Source organism: Streptomyces sp. NPDC023481 (assembly GCF_055560195.1).
In genome coordinates, this window is record NZ_JBVHJE010000005.1 from 203,019 (window position 1) to 222,948 (window position 19,930).

At 76.2% G+C, this 19,930-nt stretch carries 1 protein-coding gene; it reads right to left on the reverse strand.

Annotated elements, in window-relative coordinates; all coding sequences use genetic code 11:
* Nucleotides 1–54: 54 nt before the first annotated feature.
* Nucleotides 55–19,926, reverse strand: coding sequence for a non-ribosomal peptide synthase/polyketide synthase (locus ACZ3ZD_RS13255; RefSeq protein WP_467396146.1), 19,872 nt, complete (start codon nt 19,924–19,926; stop codon nt 55–57).
* Nucleotides 19,927–19,930: the final 4 nt, after the last annotated feature.

Genomic DNA, 19,930 nt, shown 5'->3' on the forward strand with positions numbered 1-19,930 from the left:
GCCCGCGGGCCGGCGGGGTCCGCGGTGGGGGCCGGGGTCCGGGCCGGCCGGGTGTCACCGGCCGCCCCGGGCGTGCCGGGCGAGGTGGCGCAGGGCGTCGGCGAACTCCTCGGCCACCCGGCGCACGGTCGCCGTGTCGTGGACGCCGGGCCGGTGGTGCCAGGTGAAGGCGAGCCGGCCGTGCTGCACCGCGCCGACCACCTCCACCGGGTGCGAGCCGGGGTCCCGGGGATCGTGGTCCTGCCCGAAGGAGCCGTGTTCGGCGCGGACCAGGCCGCCGCCGGCGGTGTCGGGCCGGGCGTCCCACTGGCCGAGGTAGTTGAACACCACCTGGCTGTGTGCGGCGCCGCCGAGGCGTTCGCGGACCTCGGGCGGCCCGAAGGTGCGCAGCGCGCCGAAGCCGATGCCGTTGCCGGGTACGGCGCGCAGCTGGCGGCGCACCGACTTCACCAGGGACCGCCAGTCGCGGTCCGGGCCGAGGTCGCCGGGGTCGGACACCTGGACGGCGACCGGGTACACGGTGGTGAACCAGCCGACGGTGCGGGAGAGGTCGACGCCGTCGAGCAGGTCCTCGCGGCCGTGGCCCTCCAGGTCCAGGCGGACCCGGTCGCGTCCGGTCCACCGGGCCAGCGCCAGGGCGAGGGCGGCGAGCAGCACGTCGTTGACCCGGGTGCGGTAGGCGGTGGGCGCGGAGCGGAGCAGGGCCGTGGTGTCCTCCTCGTCGAGCTCCACGCTCACCGTGGCGGCCGGGCCCGCGCCGGGTGCCGGGGCCGGTACGTCGTCGGTGGCCACCGCCTGTTCCCAGTACGGCAGTTCGTGGTCGAGGCCGCCCTCGGCGACGTGCGCGGCGAGGCCGCGGGCCCAGTCCCGGAAGCTGGTGGCGCGCTCGCCCAGGGTGACCGGTTCGCCCTGGAGGGCCTGCTGGTAGGCGGTCTCCAGGTCGTCGCGCAGGATGCGCCAGGAGACGGCGTCCACCACCAGGTGGTGGGCGACGAGGAGGAGGAACGCGGGCCGGCCGGGGTCCCCGGTGAACAGGGCCGCGCGCAGCTGCGGGCCGCGGGCCAGGTCGAAGCTCGCGTGGAGTTCGTCGGCGGCCTTCGCCATGGCCGCGTCGGCGTCCTCGGCGGACAGCCCGGTCAGGTCGTGGTGGACGAGGGAGTCGGTGCCGGCGGCGGGCGGCGGGTTGAACTGCCGCCAGCCGTCGGCCTCCTGGGTGAACCGCATGCGCAGCGCGTCGTGGTGCTCCAGCAGTGCGCCGAGGGCCGCGCGCAGCGCCCGGGGGTCGGGGGTGCCGTCGAGTTCCAGCAGCGCCGACTGGTTGAAGTGGTGGTGGGCGGCGCGGGGGGTGGTGAGGAACCACGACTGGATCGGGGTGAGCGGCACCTCGCCGGTCACCGGGCCGTCGTCGCGGCGGCGGGGCGCGCTGCGGACCACGGTGGCGAGTTCGGCGACGGTCTGGTGCGTGAACAGGTCCCGCGTGGCCACGTGCAGGCCGTCGCGGCGCAGCCGGGAGACGACCTGCATGGTCAGGATCGAGTCGCCGCCGAGGGCGAAGAAGTTGTCGTCGGCGCCGACCTCCTCCAGGCCCAGCACATCGGCCCAGATGCGGGCGATCCGGCGTTCGGTCTCGGTGCGCGGCGCGGTCCGCGGTCCGTCGGCGGAGCGCACCGGACCGGGTGCGGGCAGGGCCCGCCGGTCGGTCTTGCCGTTCGGGGTGAGCGGCAGCCGGTCGAGCGGTACGAAGACGGACGGCACCATGTGCGGCGGCAGCGATCCCGCCAGGTGCAGCCGCAGTTCGCCGACGGGCAGCCCGGCGTCGGCCGGTCCGGCCGGGACGACGTAGGCGACGAGCCGGGCCGGTGCGCCGGGGCCCTCCTCCGCGCGGACGACGACGACCGCGTCCCGCACCAGGGGGCTGCGCCGCAACGCGCCCTCGATCTCGCCGGGTTCGATGCGGAAGCCGCGCAGCTTGACCTGGTCGTCGGCGCGTCCGGCGAAGCGGAGCCGGCCGTCGGCGGTCCAGCGGACCAGGTCCCCGGTGCGGTACATCCGCTCCCCCGGCGCGCCGAACGGGTCGGCGACGAACCGCTGGGCGGTGAGTCCCGGCCGGCCGAGGTAGCCACGCGCGAGTCCGGGTCCGGCGAGGTACAGCTCGCCGGTCACGCCGGGCGGTACGGGACGCAGCGCGGCGTCGAGCACGCGGACGCGGGTGTGGCCGGCGGGGCGGCCGATGGACGGGGCGCCGGTGCCGGGGGTCAGCGGGCCGGTCCAGGTGGCGACGACGGTGGCCTCGGTGGGCCCGTAGGAGTTGACCATCCGACGGCCGGGGGCCCAGGTGTCGACCAGGTCGGCCGGGCAGGCCTCGGCGCCCACGATGAGCGTGCGCAGCCCGGGCAGTGCGGCGGCCGTGTCCGCCGGTACGGTGGCCAGCGCGGCCGGCGGGATCAGCGCGTGAGTGACCTGCCGCTCGGCGAGCGCCTCGGCGAGCCGCTCCCCGACCAGCGGGCCCTCCTCGCCGGTGACCAGGGCGGCCCCGCTCAGCAGGGAGACGCACAGTTCCAGCACGGAGGCGTCGAAGCTGGGTGAGGCGAACTGCAGGACCCGGTCGCCGGGGCCGGCCGCGTACTGTGCGGCGGCCGCCGCGGCGAAGGAGGCGAGGCCCCGGTGGGTGACCACCACTCCCTTGGGGGTGCCGGTGGAGCCGGAGGTGTAGATGACGTAGGCCGGGTGGGCGGGGGTGAGGGCGGTGGGGCGGTCGGTGTCCGCCGGTGCCGTCTCCGGTCCGTCGGCGGCCCAGACCTCGGCGGGGTCGCCGAGGACGAGGTGGGCGCCCGCGTCCCGGATCATGAACTCCCTGCGCTGCGGCGGGTAGTCGGGGTCCACGGGCAGGAAGGCACCGCCGGCCTTGGCGACCGCGAGCTGGGCCACGACGGCCGCCGCCGAGCGGGGCAGCGCCAGGGCGACCACCCGCTCGGGTCCGACACCGTCCCGCAGCAGCCGGTGGGCGAGCCGGTTGGCGGCTCGGTCCACCTCCGCGTACGTCAGTTCCCGGTCGCCGTCGAGCAGCGCCGGCGCGTCCGGGGTCCGGGCGGCCTGCCGTTCGAACAGGGCGGGCAGGGTGGACTCGGGTACCGCGCGGAAGGTGCCCCGGCCCTGCTCCAGCAGCGTCTTCAGCTCGTCGGCGGAGGTCAGCGGGAGCGCGCCGAGCGGGCGGTCCGGGTCCTCGGCGACGGCGTGCAGCAGGGTGCCGAGCTGGGCGGTCATCCGTTCGGCGGTGGCCGGGTCGAACAGGTCGGTGTTGTAGGTGAGCAGGCCGTGCAGCGCTCCGGAGCCGGTCTCGGCGAACTCCAGGGTGAGGTCGAACGCGGCCTGTTCGGACTCCGGTTCCACGTCGGTGACGTCGAGGCCGGGCAGGTCGAGCGCGGCCGCCGGGGTGTTCTGGAGGACGACCATGACCTGGAACAGGGGGCTGCGGCTGGTGTCGCGGACCGGCTGCACCTCGTCCACGACCCGTTCGAAGGGCACGTCCTGGTGGGCGAAGGCGTCGAGGACGGTCTGCCGTACGGCGGTGAGGAACCCGGTGAAGGGCTGCCCGGCCTCGGCTCGGGAGCGCAGCACCAGGGTGTTGACGAAGAACCCGACGAGGCCCTGTGTCTCGGGCCGGTCGCGGCCGGAGGTGACGGTGCCGACGGCGATGTCCTCGGCTCCGGAGAGCCGGGCGAGGTAGGCCTGGGCGGCGGCGACGAGCGTGGTGAACAGGGTGGTGCCGTGCTCCCGGGCGAGCCGGGTCAGCCCCTGCACGGTCCGGGCGGGCACCGCGAGCCGGGTGGTCGCACCGGCGCTGGTGCGCACCGGCGGACGGGGCCGGTCGGTGGGCAGGTCCAGTGGCGCGGTGTCGGCCAGGTGCCGCTTCCAGTAGGCGAGGTGCTCTTCGGCGGCGGCCTCCCCGGCGGTGCGCTGCCAGTGCGCGTAGTCGGTGTACCGCACCGGCAGCGGCGGCAACTCGTCGGATGCTGCGCCGAGTTCGGCCCGGTAGTAGTGGGCGAGGTCGCCGAGCAGGACGGAGGTGGACCAGCCGTCGGTGACGATGTGGTGCAGGGTGAGGGTGAGCACGTGCTCGTCCTCGGCCAGCCGGACCAGTCCGGTGCGCAGCAGCGGTCCCTCACGCAGGTCGAAGGGCCGGGAGCGCTCCTCGGCGAGCAGGCCCCGCAGCGCCGGCTGACGCGCCGGGACGGCCAGTCGGGTCAGGTCGCGCACGGGCAGCGGCACGTCCTGCGGCGGGTGGACGTGCTGGACGCCGTGTCCGTCGACGCTGTCGAAGGTGGTGCGCAGTGACTCGTGCCGGGCCACCAGCGCACCGAGGGCGGCACGCAGGGCGCGGGTGTCCAGGGTGCCGCGCAGCCGGAGGGCGAGCGCGGTGACGTACTCGGCGCCGCCGGGCGCGAACTCCTCGAGGAACCAGAGGCGTTGCTGGGCGTACGACATCGGCGCGGCCCCCTCCCGGGCGGCCGGGGTGATTGCCGCCCGGCCGGCGCCCTGCCGTGCGTCGAGCAGGCGGGCGAGGCCGGCCGGTGTGGGGTGGGTGAACACCGCGCGCGGGGTGAGCTCGGTGTCGAAGGCCTCGGCGAGGCGGGAGGCGAGCCGGATGCTGAGGATGGAGTCGCCGCCGAGCTGGAAGAAGTCGTCCTCCACGCCGGGCGGTTCGCTGCCGAGCACCTCGCCGAAGACGGCGGCCGTGCGGCGCTCGGCCTCGGTGCGCGGCTCGACCCGGGTGCCGCCCGGCAGGGCCCGCGGCGCGGGCAGGGCGGCCCGGTCGACCTTGCCGTTGCGGCTGAGCGGGAGGGCGTCGAGCGGGACGACGGCGGTGGGCACCAGGTAGTCGGGCAGGGTGCGGGCGGCGAAGGCACGCAGGCCCTCACCGTCCCGGCCGGCCGGTCCGACGACGTAGGCCACGAGCCGTTTGGCGCCCGGGCGGTCCTCACGGGCCAGCACGGCCACGTCGGTGACGTCCGGATGGGCGGCGAGGGCGGCCTCGACCTCGCCGGGCTCGACCCGGAAGCCGCGGATCTTCACCTGGTCGTCGGCGCGGCCCAGAAATTCCACGGTGCCGTCCGGCCGCCGCCGGGCCAGGTCGCCCGTGCGGTACATGCGGGCGCCGGGCGGGCCGTAGGGGTCGGCGAGGAAGCGGGCCGCGGTGTCGCCGGGGCGGCCGAGGTAGCCACGGGCGACACCCTCCCCGGCCGCGTACAGCTCGCCCGCGCAGCCCGGCGGTACGGGCCGCAGCCGGGTGTCGAGGACGTGCACCCGCATGTCGTCCAGCGGCCGGCCGATGGGCACGGTGTCGGGTACGGCGGCCGGGTCGGTGAGGGCGCAGGAGGTGGCGAAGGTGGTGGTCTCGGTGGGGCCGTAGCCGTCCACGACGGTCAGGCCGGGGCAGGCGGCCAGCACCCGGCGCACGGCCTGGGCGGGCACGACGTCACCGCCGGTCCACACCTGCCTCAGGCCCCGGAAGGAGTCGGGGGCGTCCTGCGCGAGCAGCCGGAACAGTCCGGCGGTCAGCCAGAGCGCGGTGAGCCCTCCGTCCGCCGCCAGCCGGCGCAGCAGGGCCGCGTCCACGGTCTCGCCCGGGGCCACGACCACGCAGCCGCCGGTGAGGAGGGGGGCCCACACCTCGAAGGTGGCGGCGTCGAAGGCCGCCGGCGAGTGCAGCAGCACCCGGGCGCAGACGCCGTCGGCGAACCGGCTGTCGGTGGCGAGGGCCGCCACGTCCCGGTGCCGTACCGCGACCGCCTTGGGCCGGCCGGTGGAGCCGGAGGTGAACATGACGTAGGCCAGCCGGTCGGGGTCGGCGGCCGGTGCCGGCACCTCGCCGGTGCCGGTGCGGGCGGCGGCCACGTCGGTGGTGGTGAGCCGGACGGTGGCGCCGGCCTGGGCGAGGAGGGCGCGGCGGCGCTCCTCGGGGGCGCGGGTGTCGACGGGGACGTAGGCACCGCCGGCCATGAGCACCGCGAGCTGGGCGACGACGAGTTCGGCGGAGCGGTCCACGAGCAGCGCGACCCGGTCCTCGGCCGCGAGTCCGTCCGCGACCAGGTGTGCGGCCAATGCCGCTGCCCAGTCGTGCAGTTGGCGGTAGGACAGTTCGCGGTCGCCGTCACGGACCGCGGGGGCGTCCGGGGTGCGGCGAGCCTGCTGCGCGAACAGGTCGACGGGGCTGCGCGGGGCGGTCGGGCGGGCGGTGGTGTTCCAGGCGGCCAGCAGGCCGCGGTCGGCCGGGGTGAGCAGGTCCAGCGCGGCCAGGTCGGTGTCGAACCCGTCGGCCAGGGCGGAGAGCAGGGCGGCCAGCCGGTCCGCGGCGCGTTCGACGGTGCCGGCGTCGAACAGGGCGGGGTCGTAGGCCAGGTCGAAGCCGAGCCGTTCGGTCAGGTGGGCGCGCAGGCACCAGGGGAAGGTGGTGGCGTCGTCGGCGCGCACCTCCTCGACGCGGACGCCCGTGCGGGCCGTGGCCGACTCGTCCACGGGGTAGTTCTCGAACACCACCATGCTGTCGAACAGCGGTTCCCCGGGCGGGACTTCGCCGACGGACCGGATACGGGGCAGGGCCAGGAAGTCGAAGCGGCGGGCGTCGCTCTGCCGGTCCTGGAGGCCGCGCAGCCAGGGCAGCACCGGTCCGGCGGGTATCCGGACCCGGGCCGGCACGGTGTTGATGAACATGCCGATCATGCCGTCGACGCCGGGCAGTTCGGCCGGGCGGCCGGAGACGGTGGTGCCGAACACCACGTCGTCCCGGCCGCTGTAGCGGGCCAGCAGCAGCGCCCAGGCGCCCTCCACCACGGTGTTGACGGTGAGCCCGGCGCGGGCGGCACCCTCCCGCAGCCGGCGCGAGACGTCCGCGTCCAGCTCGTGGTGGACGGCGGCGGCGGACCGGGCGCGGTGGGCCTCGGCGGGTGTGCGGTCGTACGGCAGCGGGGTGCGGGCGGTGAAGCCGGCCAGGGCCTCGGCCCAGTGCCGCTCGGCCGCCGGTTCGTCCTGCTCGCGCAGCCAGTGCAGGAAGTCCGCGAAGGGCCGCCGTGCCGGGGGCGCCGGGTCGGGGCCGCCGGTGAGGGCGGCGTACCGCTCGCACACCTCGGTGAGCAGCTGCCCGGTGCTCCAGCCGTCGAGGACGATGTGGTGGGTGGACCACAGCAGCAGGACCTCGTCGCCGGGCAGGGCGGCCAGGGTGAGCCGGGTCAGCGGCGCGGTGCCGAGGTCCAGGCCGGCCGCGCGGTCCTCGGCGAGCAGCCGCTCGGTGGCCTCCGCGCGCTGTGCGGGCGTCAGGGTGCGCCAGTCGAGGTGGGTGACGGGCAGCTCGGCGCGGTGGTGGACCACCTGCACCGGGTGGGGCAGGCCCTGCCAGTGGACGCTGGTGCGCAGCGCCGGGGTGCGGTCGGCGACCTGCTGCCAGGCGGTGGCGAAGGCGCGCGGGTCGGCGACGCCGGACAGCCGTACCGCCGTACGGTCGAAGTAGGCGTGCTCGGTGTCCACCAGGCCGTGGAAGAGCATGCCGGACTGGAGCGGGGTGAGCGGCAGGACGTCCTCGACGTGCCGGCCGGTGCCGACGAGCCGGTCCAGCTGGTCCTGTCCGAGGCCGGCGAGGGGGAAGTCGGAGGGGGTACGGCCGCCCGTGCCGGGCCGGGCGCAGTGGGCCACGATGTCCCGCAGGGCCGCGAGCGTGTCCTCGGCGAGCCCGCGGACCGTGCTCTCGTCGTAGACGGCCGCCGGGTAGGTCCAGCCGAGTTCCAGCCGGCCGCCCTGGACCACTCCGGTGATGTCCAGGACGTAGGGGCGGGGTTCGTCCGGGTCGGTGTCCCGGCCGGCCGGGGGCAGGGCGGCGCGGAACAGGCCGTCGGCGCCGCCGGTGTCCCACTGGCCGTGGTAGTTGAAGCCGACCCGTGGGGCCGGGGTCCGGGTGAGGGGGCTGTCGGGCCGCAGGTGGCGCAGGGCGCCGTGGCTCAGGCCGTGCAGCGGTACCGCGCGCAGCTGCTCCTTGACCGAGCGGAGGGTGTCGTGCCAGCCGGCGTCCGGGGCGACGCGCAGGGCGAGCGGGAACTCCGCGGTGAACCAGCCGACGGTCCGGGAGAGGTCCACGTCCTCGAACAGGTCCTCGCGGCCGTGTCCCTCCACGCCGAGCAGGACCGTGTCGCGCCCGCACCAGCGGGCCAGGGCCCGGCCGAGAGCGCTGAGCAGGACGTCGTTGACCTGGGTGCGGTAGGCCTCCGGGACCTGCCGCAGCAGGGCGTCGGTGGTCCGCTCGTCCAGGGTGACCGTGAGCGTGGCGGCGGTGCCGTGGGTGTTGGGGCCGGGGCGTCCGGCGGGCAGTTCTGCGGGGGCCTCGGCGGTGCGGGTCCAGTACGGCAGGTCGGCGTCGAGGGCGCCGGAGCGGGTGTGCCGGTCCAGGCGGGCGGCCCAGTGGCCGTAGGCGGTGCCGGTGGCGGGCAGTCCGACCGGACGGCCGGCCGCCGCGGCCCGGTGGGCGGCCTCCAGGTCCGCCAGCAGGATGCGCCAGGACACCCCGTCGATCACCAGGTGGTGGGCGGTGACGACCAGTTGGGCCGCCTGCCGCGGGCCCCGGTCGAGCAGCAGCACGCGGACGACCCGGCCCGCGAGGGGATCGAGGCCGGCCTGCGCCTCGTCCGTGAGCCGCTGGACGGCGGCCTCCAGCGCCGTGTCGTCCAGTCCGGCCACGTCGTGGCGGCTGAAGACGCCGTCCGGTGCCTCGTCCAGGGCCTCCTGGCGCCAGCCGTCGGCGGTGTGCCAGAACCGGGTGCGCAGGGCCGGGTGGTGGTGTACGACGGCGTCGACGGCCTGTGCGAGCGCCGGCTGGTCGGTGCCGGGGGCGAGTTCGAGGCGCTGGGTCATGGTGAACCGGAGCGGAGCCGCGGGGTCGCGGTCGTCCAGGTACCAGTGCTGGATCGGGGTGAGCGGGGCCTCACCCGCCTCTTCAGCGGCGACCGGGCGGGGGGCGGACTCCTTCGCGCGCAGGGCGAGTTCGGCGACCGTCTGGTGGCGGAAGACGTCCTTGGTGGTGAGGGCGAGACCGGTCTGCCGGGCGCGGGAGACGATCTGGATGCTCAGGATGGAGTCGCCGCCGAGCGCGAAGAAGTTGTCGCGGGCGCCGACCCGTTCGACGCCGAGCACCTCCGCCCAGATCGCCGCCAGGCGTTCCTCCGTGCCGGGCCGGGGGGCGACGTACGGGGTGGCGCTGTCGGGCTGCGCGGGCGGGGCGGGCAGGGCGCGCCGGTCGGTCTTGCCGCTGGTGGTACGAGGGATGCGGGCCAGCGGGACGAACGCGGCAGGCACCATGTGGTCGGGCAGGGTACGGCGCAGGGCGAGGCGGAGTTCGTCGGCGGACGGGGGGCGCTCGCCGGCGGGCACCACGTAGCCGACGAGGACGAGCCGGCCGGCGTGTTCGCGTGCGGTGACCGCGGCGTCGGCGACGTCCGGGTGGGCCAGGAGGGCGGCCTCCACCTCGCCGGGTTCGATGCGGAACCCGCGGATCTTGACCTGTTCGTCCACCCGGCCGAGGAATTCCAGCAGTCCGTCCCGGTCCCAGCGGACGCGGTCCCCGGTGCGGTACATCCGCTCCCCCGGCGCGCCGAACCGGTCGGCGAGGAAGCGGGCGGCGGTGAGGCCCGGCCGGTGCAGATAGCCGCGGGCCACCTGGGCCCCGGCCAGGTACAGCTCGCCGGGCACGCCGGGAGGCACCGGGCGCAGGTCGCCGTCGAGCACGTAGGCGCGCAGGTTGCCGCCGGGGCGGCCGATGACCGGCCGGTCGGGGCGGTCGGCGGTGCGGCCGTAGACGGCGTCGACGGTGCACTCGGTGGGCCCGTACATGTTGTACACCGCCACCCCCGACTCCCGTTCCACCCGGGCGAGTTCGCGCCAGTCCGCCAGGGTGACGGCCTCGCCGCCGACGAGCAGCAGCCGCGGGTGGTGGCGGCCGGGGGCGAGCAGGCCGGCGGCGGTGAGTTCGCGCAGGAAGGACGGGGTGACGTTGACGAGGTCGAGGCGGTGCCCGGCGACCTGCGCGCAGAACGCCTCCGGGTCCAGGCGGACGTCCTCGTCGATCAGGTGGACCTCGTGGCCGAGGGTCAGGAGCAGCGGCCCTTCCCATGAGGTGTCGAAGGAGAAGGACGCGCTGAGCGCGGCCCGCAGCCGCCGGCCGTCGCCGGTGTGCGGGGCGAGCAGGTGGGCGTGGTGGTCGTGGCACAGGTTGACCAGCTGCCGGTGTTCGACGGCGACGCCCTTGGGGCGGCCGGTGGAGCCGGAGGTGTAGACGAGGTAGGCGGTGTGGCCCGGCAGCAGGGGCCTGACCCGGTCGGCGTCGGTCGGGTCGTGTGCGGGCAGCCGGTCCCAGGGCACCGCGGCGAGGTCGGTCAGGAGGATGTGCGGGCGGGCGTCGGCGAGCAGGAGGTCCTGCCGCTCCGCGGGGAGTTCCGGGTCCAGGCAGAGCAGGGTGGCACCCGCCTTGAGAACGGCGAGGAGTGCCGTCATCAGCTCCGAGGTGCGCGGGAGCCGTACGGCGACGACGTCCTCGGGACCGGCGCCCTGGGCGATGAGGTGGTGGGCGAGCCGGTTGGCGCGCCGGTTCAGCGCGGCGAAGTCCAGGGTGGTGTCGCGGGCGGCCAGGGCGGTGTGGTGCGGGGTGCGGGCGGCCTGCGCCTCGAACAGCGCGGGGAAGGTGGTGTCCGGCTCGGGCAGCCGGGCGCCCTGCCCCTGCCGGAGCACCTGCCGCCGTTCGGCGTCGGTCATCAGCGGCAGACGGCCCACGGCCTGCCCGGGGTCCGCGGCGGCGGCCTCCAGCATGGTCCGCAGCCGGGCGGCGAGGCGTTCGGCGGTGTCGGCGTCGAACAGCCCGGTGTTGTACTCCAGGTAGCCGGTGAGGCCGCCGTCGGTCTCCGTGAAGTCGAAGGCGAGGTCGAAGGTGGCGGTGCGGACCGGCGGGGTCACCGGCTCCACCGTCAGGCCGGGCAGCCGGGGCAGCTCGGCGCCGAGGTTGTGCAGGGCGACCATGACCTGGAACAGCGGGGTGCGGCTGGTGTCCCGCTCGGGCTGGAGGGCGTCCACGACCCGCTCGAAGGGCACCTCCTGGTGGGCGAACGCGTCCAGGACGGTGGTGCGCACCTCGGCCAGCAACTCCCGGAACGGCAGTTCGGGGCGGACCCGGGAGCGCAGCACCAGCGTGTTGACGAACATGCCGACCACGTCGTGCAGTTCGGGCCGCTCGCGGCCCGCGGTGACGGTGCCGACGGTGACGTCCTCCTGCCCGGCCCAGCGGGCGAGCAGGACCTGGCAGGCCGCGACCAGGGTCATGTAGAGGGTGGCGTCGGCCTCGCGGCCCCGTTCGCGCAGCCGCTCGGTCAGGGCGGCGGGCAGGGTGAAGGTGACGAGGGCGCCCTCGCGGGTGCGGACGGCCGGCCGGGGCCGGTCGGTGGGCGGCTCCAGCGGGGTCACTCCGTCCAGGACCCGGCGCCAGTGGGCGAGTTCGGCCTCGGCCCGCTCGGCGCGGGTGCGCTGCCAGGCGGCGTAGTCGGTGTAGCGGACGGGCAGTTCGGGCAGGTCGGGGCGGCGGTCCTCCAGGGCCGCCGCGTACAGCTCGCCCAGGTCCCGGGCGAGTACGCCGGTGGACCAGCCGTCGGTGACGATGTGGTGGGTGGCCAGCACGAGGACGTGGTCGTCGGCGGCGAACCGGGCCAGGCGGGCCCGGAACAGCGGGCCGGTGGCCAGGTCGAAGGGGGCGGCGGCCTCCCGGTCCAGCAGGGCGTCCAGGGCGGCGGTGTCCGGGAGGTCCTCCACCGGGAGGTCCACGGGCCGCGCCGGCTGGACGACCTGCCGTGCGTGGCCGTCGTGTTCGGTGAAGGTGGTGCGCAGGGTGCCGTGCCGGGCGACCAGGCCGTCGAGGGCGGTGCGCAGGGCCGTGGTGTCGAGCGTCCCGCGCAGCCGCAGCACGGACAGGGTGGTGTACTCGGTGCTTTCCGGCTCGAACCGGTCGAGGAACCACAGGCGTTGCTGGGCGTACGACAGCGGGGCCGGGCCGTCGGCGGCGGCGGCCGGGATGGCGTCGGCGGTGTCCCCGGTCCGTGGTTCGCCCAGGGCGGCCGCGAGCGCGGACACGGTGGTGTGGGTGAACAGCAGCCGGGGTGAGACGTCCGTGCCGAAGGCGGCGCGCAGCCGTGCGGTGACGCGGACGGCGAGGATGGAGTCGCCGCCCAGGGCGAAGAAGTCGTCGTCGACGCCGACCTCGTCGGTGTCCAGGACGTCCGTCCACGCGGCGGCGACCAACCGTTCGGCCGGGGTGCGCGGCGCGGTCCGCGTGCCGTCGGCGGCGAAGCCGTCGGGGCCGGGCGCGGGCAGGGCGCGCCGGTCGAGCTTGCCGTTGGCGGTGAGCGGCAGCGCCGCCATCGGTACATAGGCGGCCGGCACCATGTGCGCGGGCAGCAGGGTTTCCAGGTGGGCGCGGAGTTCGGCGGCGGGCGGTGGCGGTACGGCGCGTTCGCCGGTGCCGGTGCCGACGACGTGGGCGACGAGCCGGCGGGTCCCGGAGGTGTCCTCGTAGACGCCGACGGTGGCGGCTCCCACGCCGGGGTGGCGGTGCAGGGCGGCCTCGATCTCGCCGGGTTCGATGCGGTAGCCGCGGATCTTGACCTGCTGGTCGGCGCGGCCCAGGTACTCCAGTGTGCCGTCGGCCCGCCAGCGGGCCCGGTCGCCGGTGCGGTACATGCGGGTGCCGGGCCGCCCGAACGGGTCGGCGGGGAACCGGGTCGCGGTGAGGCCGGGCCGGTTGAGGTAGCCGCGGGCGAGGCCCTCGCCGGCGACGAACAGCTCGCCGACGGCGCCCGGCGGCACCGGCTGGAGGGTGTCGTCGAGGACGTAGAGCCGCAGGTCGGGGATGCCGGTGCCGATGGGGCTCGCGGTGCCGGCGTGGGCCGTCGCCCGGTCCAGTGGCGCATGGGTGACGTGCACGGTCGTCTCGGTGATGCCGTACATGTTCACCAGGCGGGGCGCGGTGTCCGGGTGGCGGGTGTACCAGTCGGCGAGCCGGGTCACGTCCAGCGCCTCACCGCCGAAGACGACCGTGCGCAGCGCCAACCGCTCGCTCACGTCGGGGAGTTCGGCGTCGGCACGGGTGAGGGGATAGAAGGCGGAGGGGGTCTGGTTGAGGACGGTGACCTGTTCGTCGGCGAGCAGGCGCAGGAAGTCCTCCGGGGAGCGGGCGGTGTCCTCGGGGACGATCACCAGCCGCCCGCCGTGCAGCAGCGGTCCCCACAGTTCCCACACCGAGAAGTCGAAGGCGTAGGAGTGGAAGAGCGTCCACACGTCGTCGGGGCCGAAGTCGAACCAGTGCCGGGTGCGGGTGAACAGCCGGACCACGTTGGCGTGCGGGACGACGACACCCTTGGGCCGGCCGGTGGAGCCGGAGGTGAAGATGGCGTAGGCGGGGCTCTCCGGCAGTGCGCGGCGGGCCGGGCCGGCGGCGGGGCGGCGGGCCAGGTCGGCGCGGACACCGGGATCGTCCAGCAGGAGGACCGGTACGGCCGGGTCGGCCGCGGTGCGCCGGGTGGTCACCAGGGCGACCGGGCGGGCGTCGGCGAGCAGGTCCCGGACGCGTTCCGCGGGCAGCGCGGGGTCGACGGGCAGGTAGGCGGCGCCGGTCTTGAGGACGGCGAGGACCGCCACGACGAGGTCGGTGGAGCGGGGCAGCGCGAGGGCGACGAACGTCTCGGGGCCGGCGCCGAGTTCGGCGAGCCGGTGGGCGAGCCGGGCGGCCCGCGCGTCCAGGGTGGCGTAGTCGAGCCGGTCGTCTCCGCAGGTGACGGCCTCGGCGTCGGGGGTGCGGGCGGCCTGGGCGGCGAACAGGGCGTCCAGGGTGTCGGCGGGCCTGCCCTCCTCGGTGCCGTTCCAGTCGGCCAGCATCCGCCGGCGCTCCTCGGCGGTCGTCCAGGCGAGCGCGCGCAGCGGCCGGTCCGGGTCGTCGGCCAGTTCGGTGAGCAGCAGGCACAGCCGGCCGGCGAGGGACCGTACCGTGTCGGCGTCGAACAGCTCGGGGTCGTAGCCGAGGTCGAAGCCGAACCGCTCGCCCTGGTAGGCCCGCAGCACGAGGGGGTAGTTGGTGGCGTCGCGGGCCGAGACGTCCGTGAGCCGGATCCCGGTGGCGGCCGAACGTGCCTGGTCGAAGGGGTAGTTCTCGAAGGCCACCATGCTGTCGAACAGCGGGCTGCCGGCGGGCACGTCGCTGAGCGAGGTCAGCTCGGCGAGGGACACGGCGGCGAACCGCCGTGCCCCGGCCTGCTCTTCCTGGAGCTCCCGCAGCCATGCGGTGGCGGTACGGCCCCCGTCCACGTGGACCCGGGTGGGCAGGGTGTTGATGAACATGCCGATCATCGACTCGACGCCGGGCAGGTCGTCGGGGCGGCCGGAGACGGTGGTGCCGAACAGCACGTCCCGCTCGGCGCCGTAGCGGGACAGCAGCAGCGCCCAGGCGCCCTGCACCACCGTGCCGAGGGTGAGTCCGGCCGCGCGGGCGGTGCGGGCCAGCCGTGCGGACACCTCCTCGGACAGGCCGGCGGTGTGCACGCGGCCGGAACGGGTCTCGTGGCCCGGGCGCCGGACACGGTCGACGGGCAGCGGGGTCGGGGTGGCGAACCCGGCGAGCACGTTCCGCCAGTGTTCGCGGGCGGCCTCGGTGTCCTGGCCGGCCAGCCGGCGCACGTAGTCGGCGAACGGCCGGCGCACGGGGGGCCGGGTCGCGGCGCCGGTGGTGAGGGCCGCGTACTCCTCGAAGACGTCGGTGAGCACCTGGGCCAGGCTCCAGCCGTCCAGGATCAGGTGGTGGGAGGTCCACAGCAGGTGCAGCCGGTCGTCGGGCAGCCGGACCAGGGTGAGCCTCATCAGGGGCGCGGTGCCGAGGTCGAGGCCGCGCGCGAGGTCGTCGGCGCGCAGCCGGTCCAGGCGCGCCTCCCGCTCCCCCGCGTCCAGGTCCCGCCAGTCCAGCTGCTCGGTGGGCACGGTGACCTGGCGGTGCACGATCTGGAGCGGTACCGGCACGTCCTCCCACACGACCGAGGTGCGCAGGGCGGGGGTGCGGTCGGTCACCCGCTGCCAGGCCGCGGCGAGGGCGCCGGGGTCGGTCACCCCGTCCAGCAGCAGCGCGGCCTGGTCGACGTACACGTCGTCCGGTCCGCCGACCAGCCGGTGGAAGAGCATGCCCTCCTGGAGCGGGGTCAGCGGCAGCAGGTCCTCCACGTCCCGGCCGTCGCCCACCAGGCGGTCCACGCCGGCCTGGTCGAGGCCGGCGAGCGGGAAGTCGGAGGGGGTACGGCCGCCCGCGCCGGGCCGGGCGCAGTGCTCGGCGATGGCGGCGAGCGCGCGCACCATGCCCTCGGCCAGCTCCCGGACGGTGCCGGAGCGGTGCACCTGGTCGCTGTAGTGCCAGGTGATCTCCAGTTCGCCGGCGGTGACCAGGGCGGACACGTCCAGCAGGTGGTCCAGCGGCGCGCCGGGGTCCATGTCCCGTCCGGGTACGTCGGCGACGGGCGCGAAGTCCCCGCCGCCGGGCGTCTCCCACTGGCCGTGGTAGGTGAAGCACACCTGGGGCAGCGGGAGTCCGGCGAGGCCGCGCGCGTCGGGCCGGGGTGAGCCGAGGTGGCCGAGCGCCTGGTAGCCGAGGCCCCGGCGGGGCACGGCCCGCAGCCGCTCCTTGACGGCCTTGAGCGTGGTCCCCCAGTCGGCCGGGCCGGCCGGGGTGAGGGTGACCGGGTACTGGGTGGTGAACCAGCCGACCGTGCGGCCCAGTTCGGCGCCCTCGACCAGGTCCTCCTCGCGGCCGTGGCCCTCCAGGGCGACGGTCACCCGGTCCGTGCCCGTCCAGTCGGCCAGCACCCGGGCCAGCGCGCTCAGCAGCACGTCGTTGACCTGGGTGCGGTAGGCCGAGGGCACGCGGCGCAGCAGTGCCTCGGTGGTGGCGCGGTCCACCCGGGTGCGGACGGTGCGCACGGATCCGGCGAGCGGGGTGCCGGGGAGGTCGACGGGGAGCGGGGTGCGCGGCAGCGCGGCCTCCGCCGTCCAGTGGGGCAGGTCGTCGTCCAGGTCGCCGGCCCGGACCCGGTCGGTGAGGTCGCGCGCCCAGTCGGCGAACGGGGTGTGTTCGGGCTCCAGCCGGGGTTCCTCGCCGGCCGCCGCCTGCCGGTAGGCCTGTTCCAGGTCGGCGAGCAGCACCCGCCAGGACACGCTGTCCACCGCCAGGTGGTGGGCGGTGACGAAGAGTCGGGGACGTCCGCCGCCGGTGAGCAGGGCGGCGCGGAACAGGGCCCCGGTGGCCGGATCGAGGGCCGCGCGGGCGGCCTCGGCTGCGTCGGTGGGCGGGGTTCCGGGGTCGTGGCGGGTGAGCAGTCCGGTGGCCGGGCCGGTGCCGGGGTGCTGCCGCCAGGTGTCTGCGGTGCGGGTGAAGCGGGTGCGCAGGGCCGGGTGCCGGGCCACCAGGGCGTCCACCGCGCGTTCCAGCGCCCGCTCGTCCAGGTCGTACGGCAGGTCGAGCATCATGGACATGGCGTAGTGCCGTAGCGGGCCGTGCGTGGCGAAGAACCACTCCTGGACGGGGGTGAGCGGCGCGGGCCCGTCCGTGTGCGGGCGCCGGGGGGCGGTCGGGGCGTCGGTACGGCGGGACGCGGCGGCCAGGTCGGCGACCGTCTGGTGCCGGAAGACGTCCTGGGAGCCGATCCGCAGGCCCGCGGCGCGGGCGCGGGAGACGACCTGGATGCTGAGGATCGAGTCGCCGCCCAGCTCGAAGAAGTTGTCCGTGACGCCGACCCGGTCCACGCCGAGCACCTCGGCCCAGATTCCGGCCAGGGCCTCCTCGCCGGGGGTGCGTGGGGCGACGAACTCCCTTTCCCCGGTGGCGGTTTCGGGGGCCGGCAGGGCGCGGCGGTCCAGTTTGCCGCTGGTGGTCAGCGGCAGCGCGTCCAGCGGGGTGAAGGAGGACGGCACCAGCGCGTCGGGCAGCACCCGGCGCAGGGCCTCCCGCAGGTCGGCGGGGGCGGGCCGGGGCGCACCGGGCGCGGGGACGACGTAGGCGGCGAGGCGGGTGTGGCCGTGCGCGTCGGGTACGGCGGCGACCGCGGCGGCGGCGATGCCGGGCAGCGCGAGCAGGGCGGCCTCGATCTCGCCGGGTTCGATGCGGTGGCCGCGCACCTTGATCTGGTCGTCGGCGCGTCCGAGGTAGTCGAGGCGGCCGTCGGCGGTCCAGCGGGCCAGGTCGCCGGTGCGGTACATGCGGGTGCCGGGCGGCCCGTAGGGGTCGGCGAGGAAGCGGGCGGCGGTCAGGCCTGGGCGGCCGGTGTAGCCGCGGGCCAGCTGGGGGCCGGCGAGGTACAGCTCGCCGCCGACGCCGGGCGGCACCGGCTGGAGCCGGTCGTCCAGCACGTACGCCCGCAGGCCCGGCAGGGGGCGGCCCACCAGCGGGCGGTCGCCGCCGTCGATCCGGCAGGACAGCGCGTCGACCGTGCACTCGGTGGGGCCGTAGAAGTTGTGGGCCGTCACGTCCGGGTGCGCGGCCAGCTCCCGCCACAGCGCGGACCCGACCGCCTCGCCGCCGAGCATGAGCACCCGGGGGTGGTGCCGGGGGTCGGTGAGCAGCCCGGCGGGCAGCAGCTGCCGCAGGTAGGAGGGGGTGACGTCGAGGAAGTCGACACGGTGCCGGACGACGTACTCGACCAGGGCGGCCGGGTCCATCCGGGTCGTCTCGTCCACCAGGTGCAGCGGGTGGCCGTCGGCCATCAGCAGCACGCCTTCGAGGGACGTGTCGAAGGAGAAGGACGCGGTGAGCGCGACCCGCAGCGGGCCGCCGCCCGCCTCGGCGACGAAGCCGGCCCGGTGGGCGGCCAGCAGGTGCGCCGCCGCGCGGTGGGACACGGCGACCCCCTTGGGGCGGCCGGTGGAGCCGGAGGTGTGGATGACGTACGCGGTGTGCTCGGGGTGCAGCGGGGCGCGCCGGTCGGTGTCGGTGGGGTCGGTGTCCGGGAGGGCCGCGGGTACGGCGCGCAGGGCGGCCTCGTCCAGGACCAGGGCGGGGCGGGCGTCGTCCAGCAGGTACCGGACGCGTTCCTCGGGCAGGGCCGGGTCGAGCGGCAGATAGCCCGCGCCGGACTTCCAGACGGCGAGGATCGCGGTGATCATGTCGGCGGTGCGGGGCAGCCGCAGCGCGACCAGCCGTTCGGGGCCGGCGCCGAGTGCGATGAGGTGGTGGGCGAGCCGGTTGGCGCGGGCGTTGAGCGTGGCGTAGTCCAGCTGTTCGCCGCCCGCGACGAGGGCGAGGGCGTCCGGGGTGTCGGCGGCGCGGCGCTCGAACAGGGCCGGGTGCAGGGCGCCGTCCACGGAGAGGCGGGGGCCGGCGCTCCAGTCGTGGACGATGCGCCGTACCTCGTCCCCGGACAGCAGGGGCAGGGTGCCCAGCGGACGGTCCGGGGTGTCGGTGACCCCCTGGAGCAGGCGCAGCAGCTGTCCGGCCAGCCGCTCGACGGTGGCCGCGTCGAACAGGTCGGTGCGGTACTCCAGCAGGCCGGTCAGGGCGGTGCCGTCCGGCACGAACTCGATGCTCAGGTCGAAGGTGGCCGCCTGCCGGGGCACGGTGACCGGGCTGGTGGCCAGGGAGCGCGGGGCGGTCGCGGCGGGCGGGTCGGGGTGCAGCAGGACCATGACGTCGAACAGCGGGTTGCGGCCCGCCTCGCGGGACGCGCCGACCGCCTCCACGACCCGCTCGAACGGCGTGTCGCCGTGGGCGAAGGCGTCGCCCACGGTCTCGGCCGCCTGCGCCAGCAGGTCGCGGAAGGATCCGGAGGCGTCCACGGGGGTGCGCAGCGCGACGGTGTTCACGAAGAACCCGACGGTCCGTTCGAGGTCGGTGCGCGACCGGCCGGGTGTCAGCGAGCCGACGGTGATGTCGTCCTGCCCGGACCAGCGGGCCAGCAGCGCCTGGGTGGCGGCGACCAGGGCGGTGTGCAGGGTGCTGTGCTGCTCCCTGGCGAGGTCGCGGAGCCGGGCGGTGAGCGGGGCGGGGACGGTGAAGGTGTGGACGGCGCCGTCGCCCGCCTCCTCGCCGCGCCGGGGCCGGTCCAGGGGCAGCTCGGGCGCCACGGCCCCGGCCAGCTTGGTCTTCCAGTAGTCGAGTTGGGTTTCCAGCCGGGGGCCCGAGAGCTGGGCGCGCTGCCACACGGCGAAGTCCGGGTACTGGGTGGCCGGCGCGGGCAGGTCCGGTCGGGCGCCCTGGGCGAGGGCGTCGTAGACGGTGCACAGCTCGTCCAGGACGACGCCCATGGACCAGCCGTCCGTGACGATGTGATGGGCCGTCAGCAACAGGACGTGCGCGGTGTCCGACTCGCGCAGCAGCAGGGCCCGCAGCAGGGGGCCGTGGCACAGGTCGAACGGGCGGGAGTACTCGGCCAGCAGGTCCGCGTCCAGATCGCCGGCGTCCCGCACCGGCACGGGCACCGGTGCGGCGGGGTGCACCCGCTGCACCGGGCGGCCGTCGGTCTCCTCGAACGTGGTGCGCAGGGCCTCGTGCCGGGCCACGACGGCGGTGAGCGCCTCGGTCAGCGCCTCGCGGTCCAGGGCACCGGTGAGACGGACCGCGACCGCGCTGTTGTAGCGGGGGTCGCCGGGGCGCAGCCGGTCCAGGAACCACAGCCGCTGCTGCGCGAACGACAACGGCAGCGGGCGGTCCCGGTCGGCGCGCGGAATGCCCTGCCGGGCGCCCGGCGCAGCGCCGCCGGCCCGGCCGGCCAGCCGCCGCCGCAGCGCCTCCCGCATCTCCTCGGGCAGCGCCTGCGCACGGTCCCGCCGGGAGGGCCGGGTGGGCCGCGCGGAGCCGGAGGGGTTGGAAGGGGTCGAAGACGTCATGGTC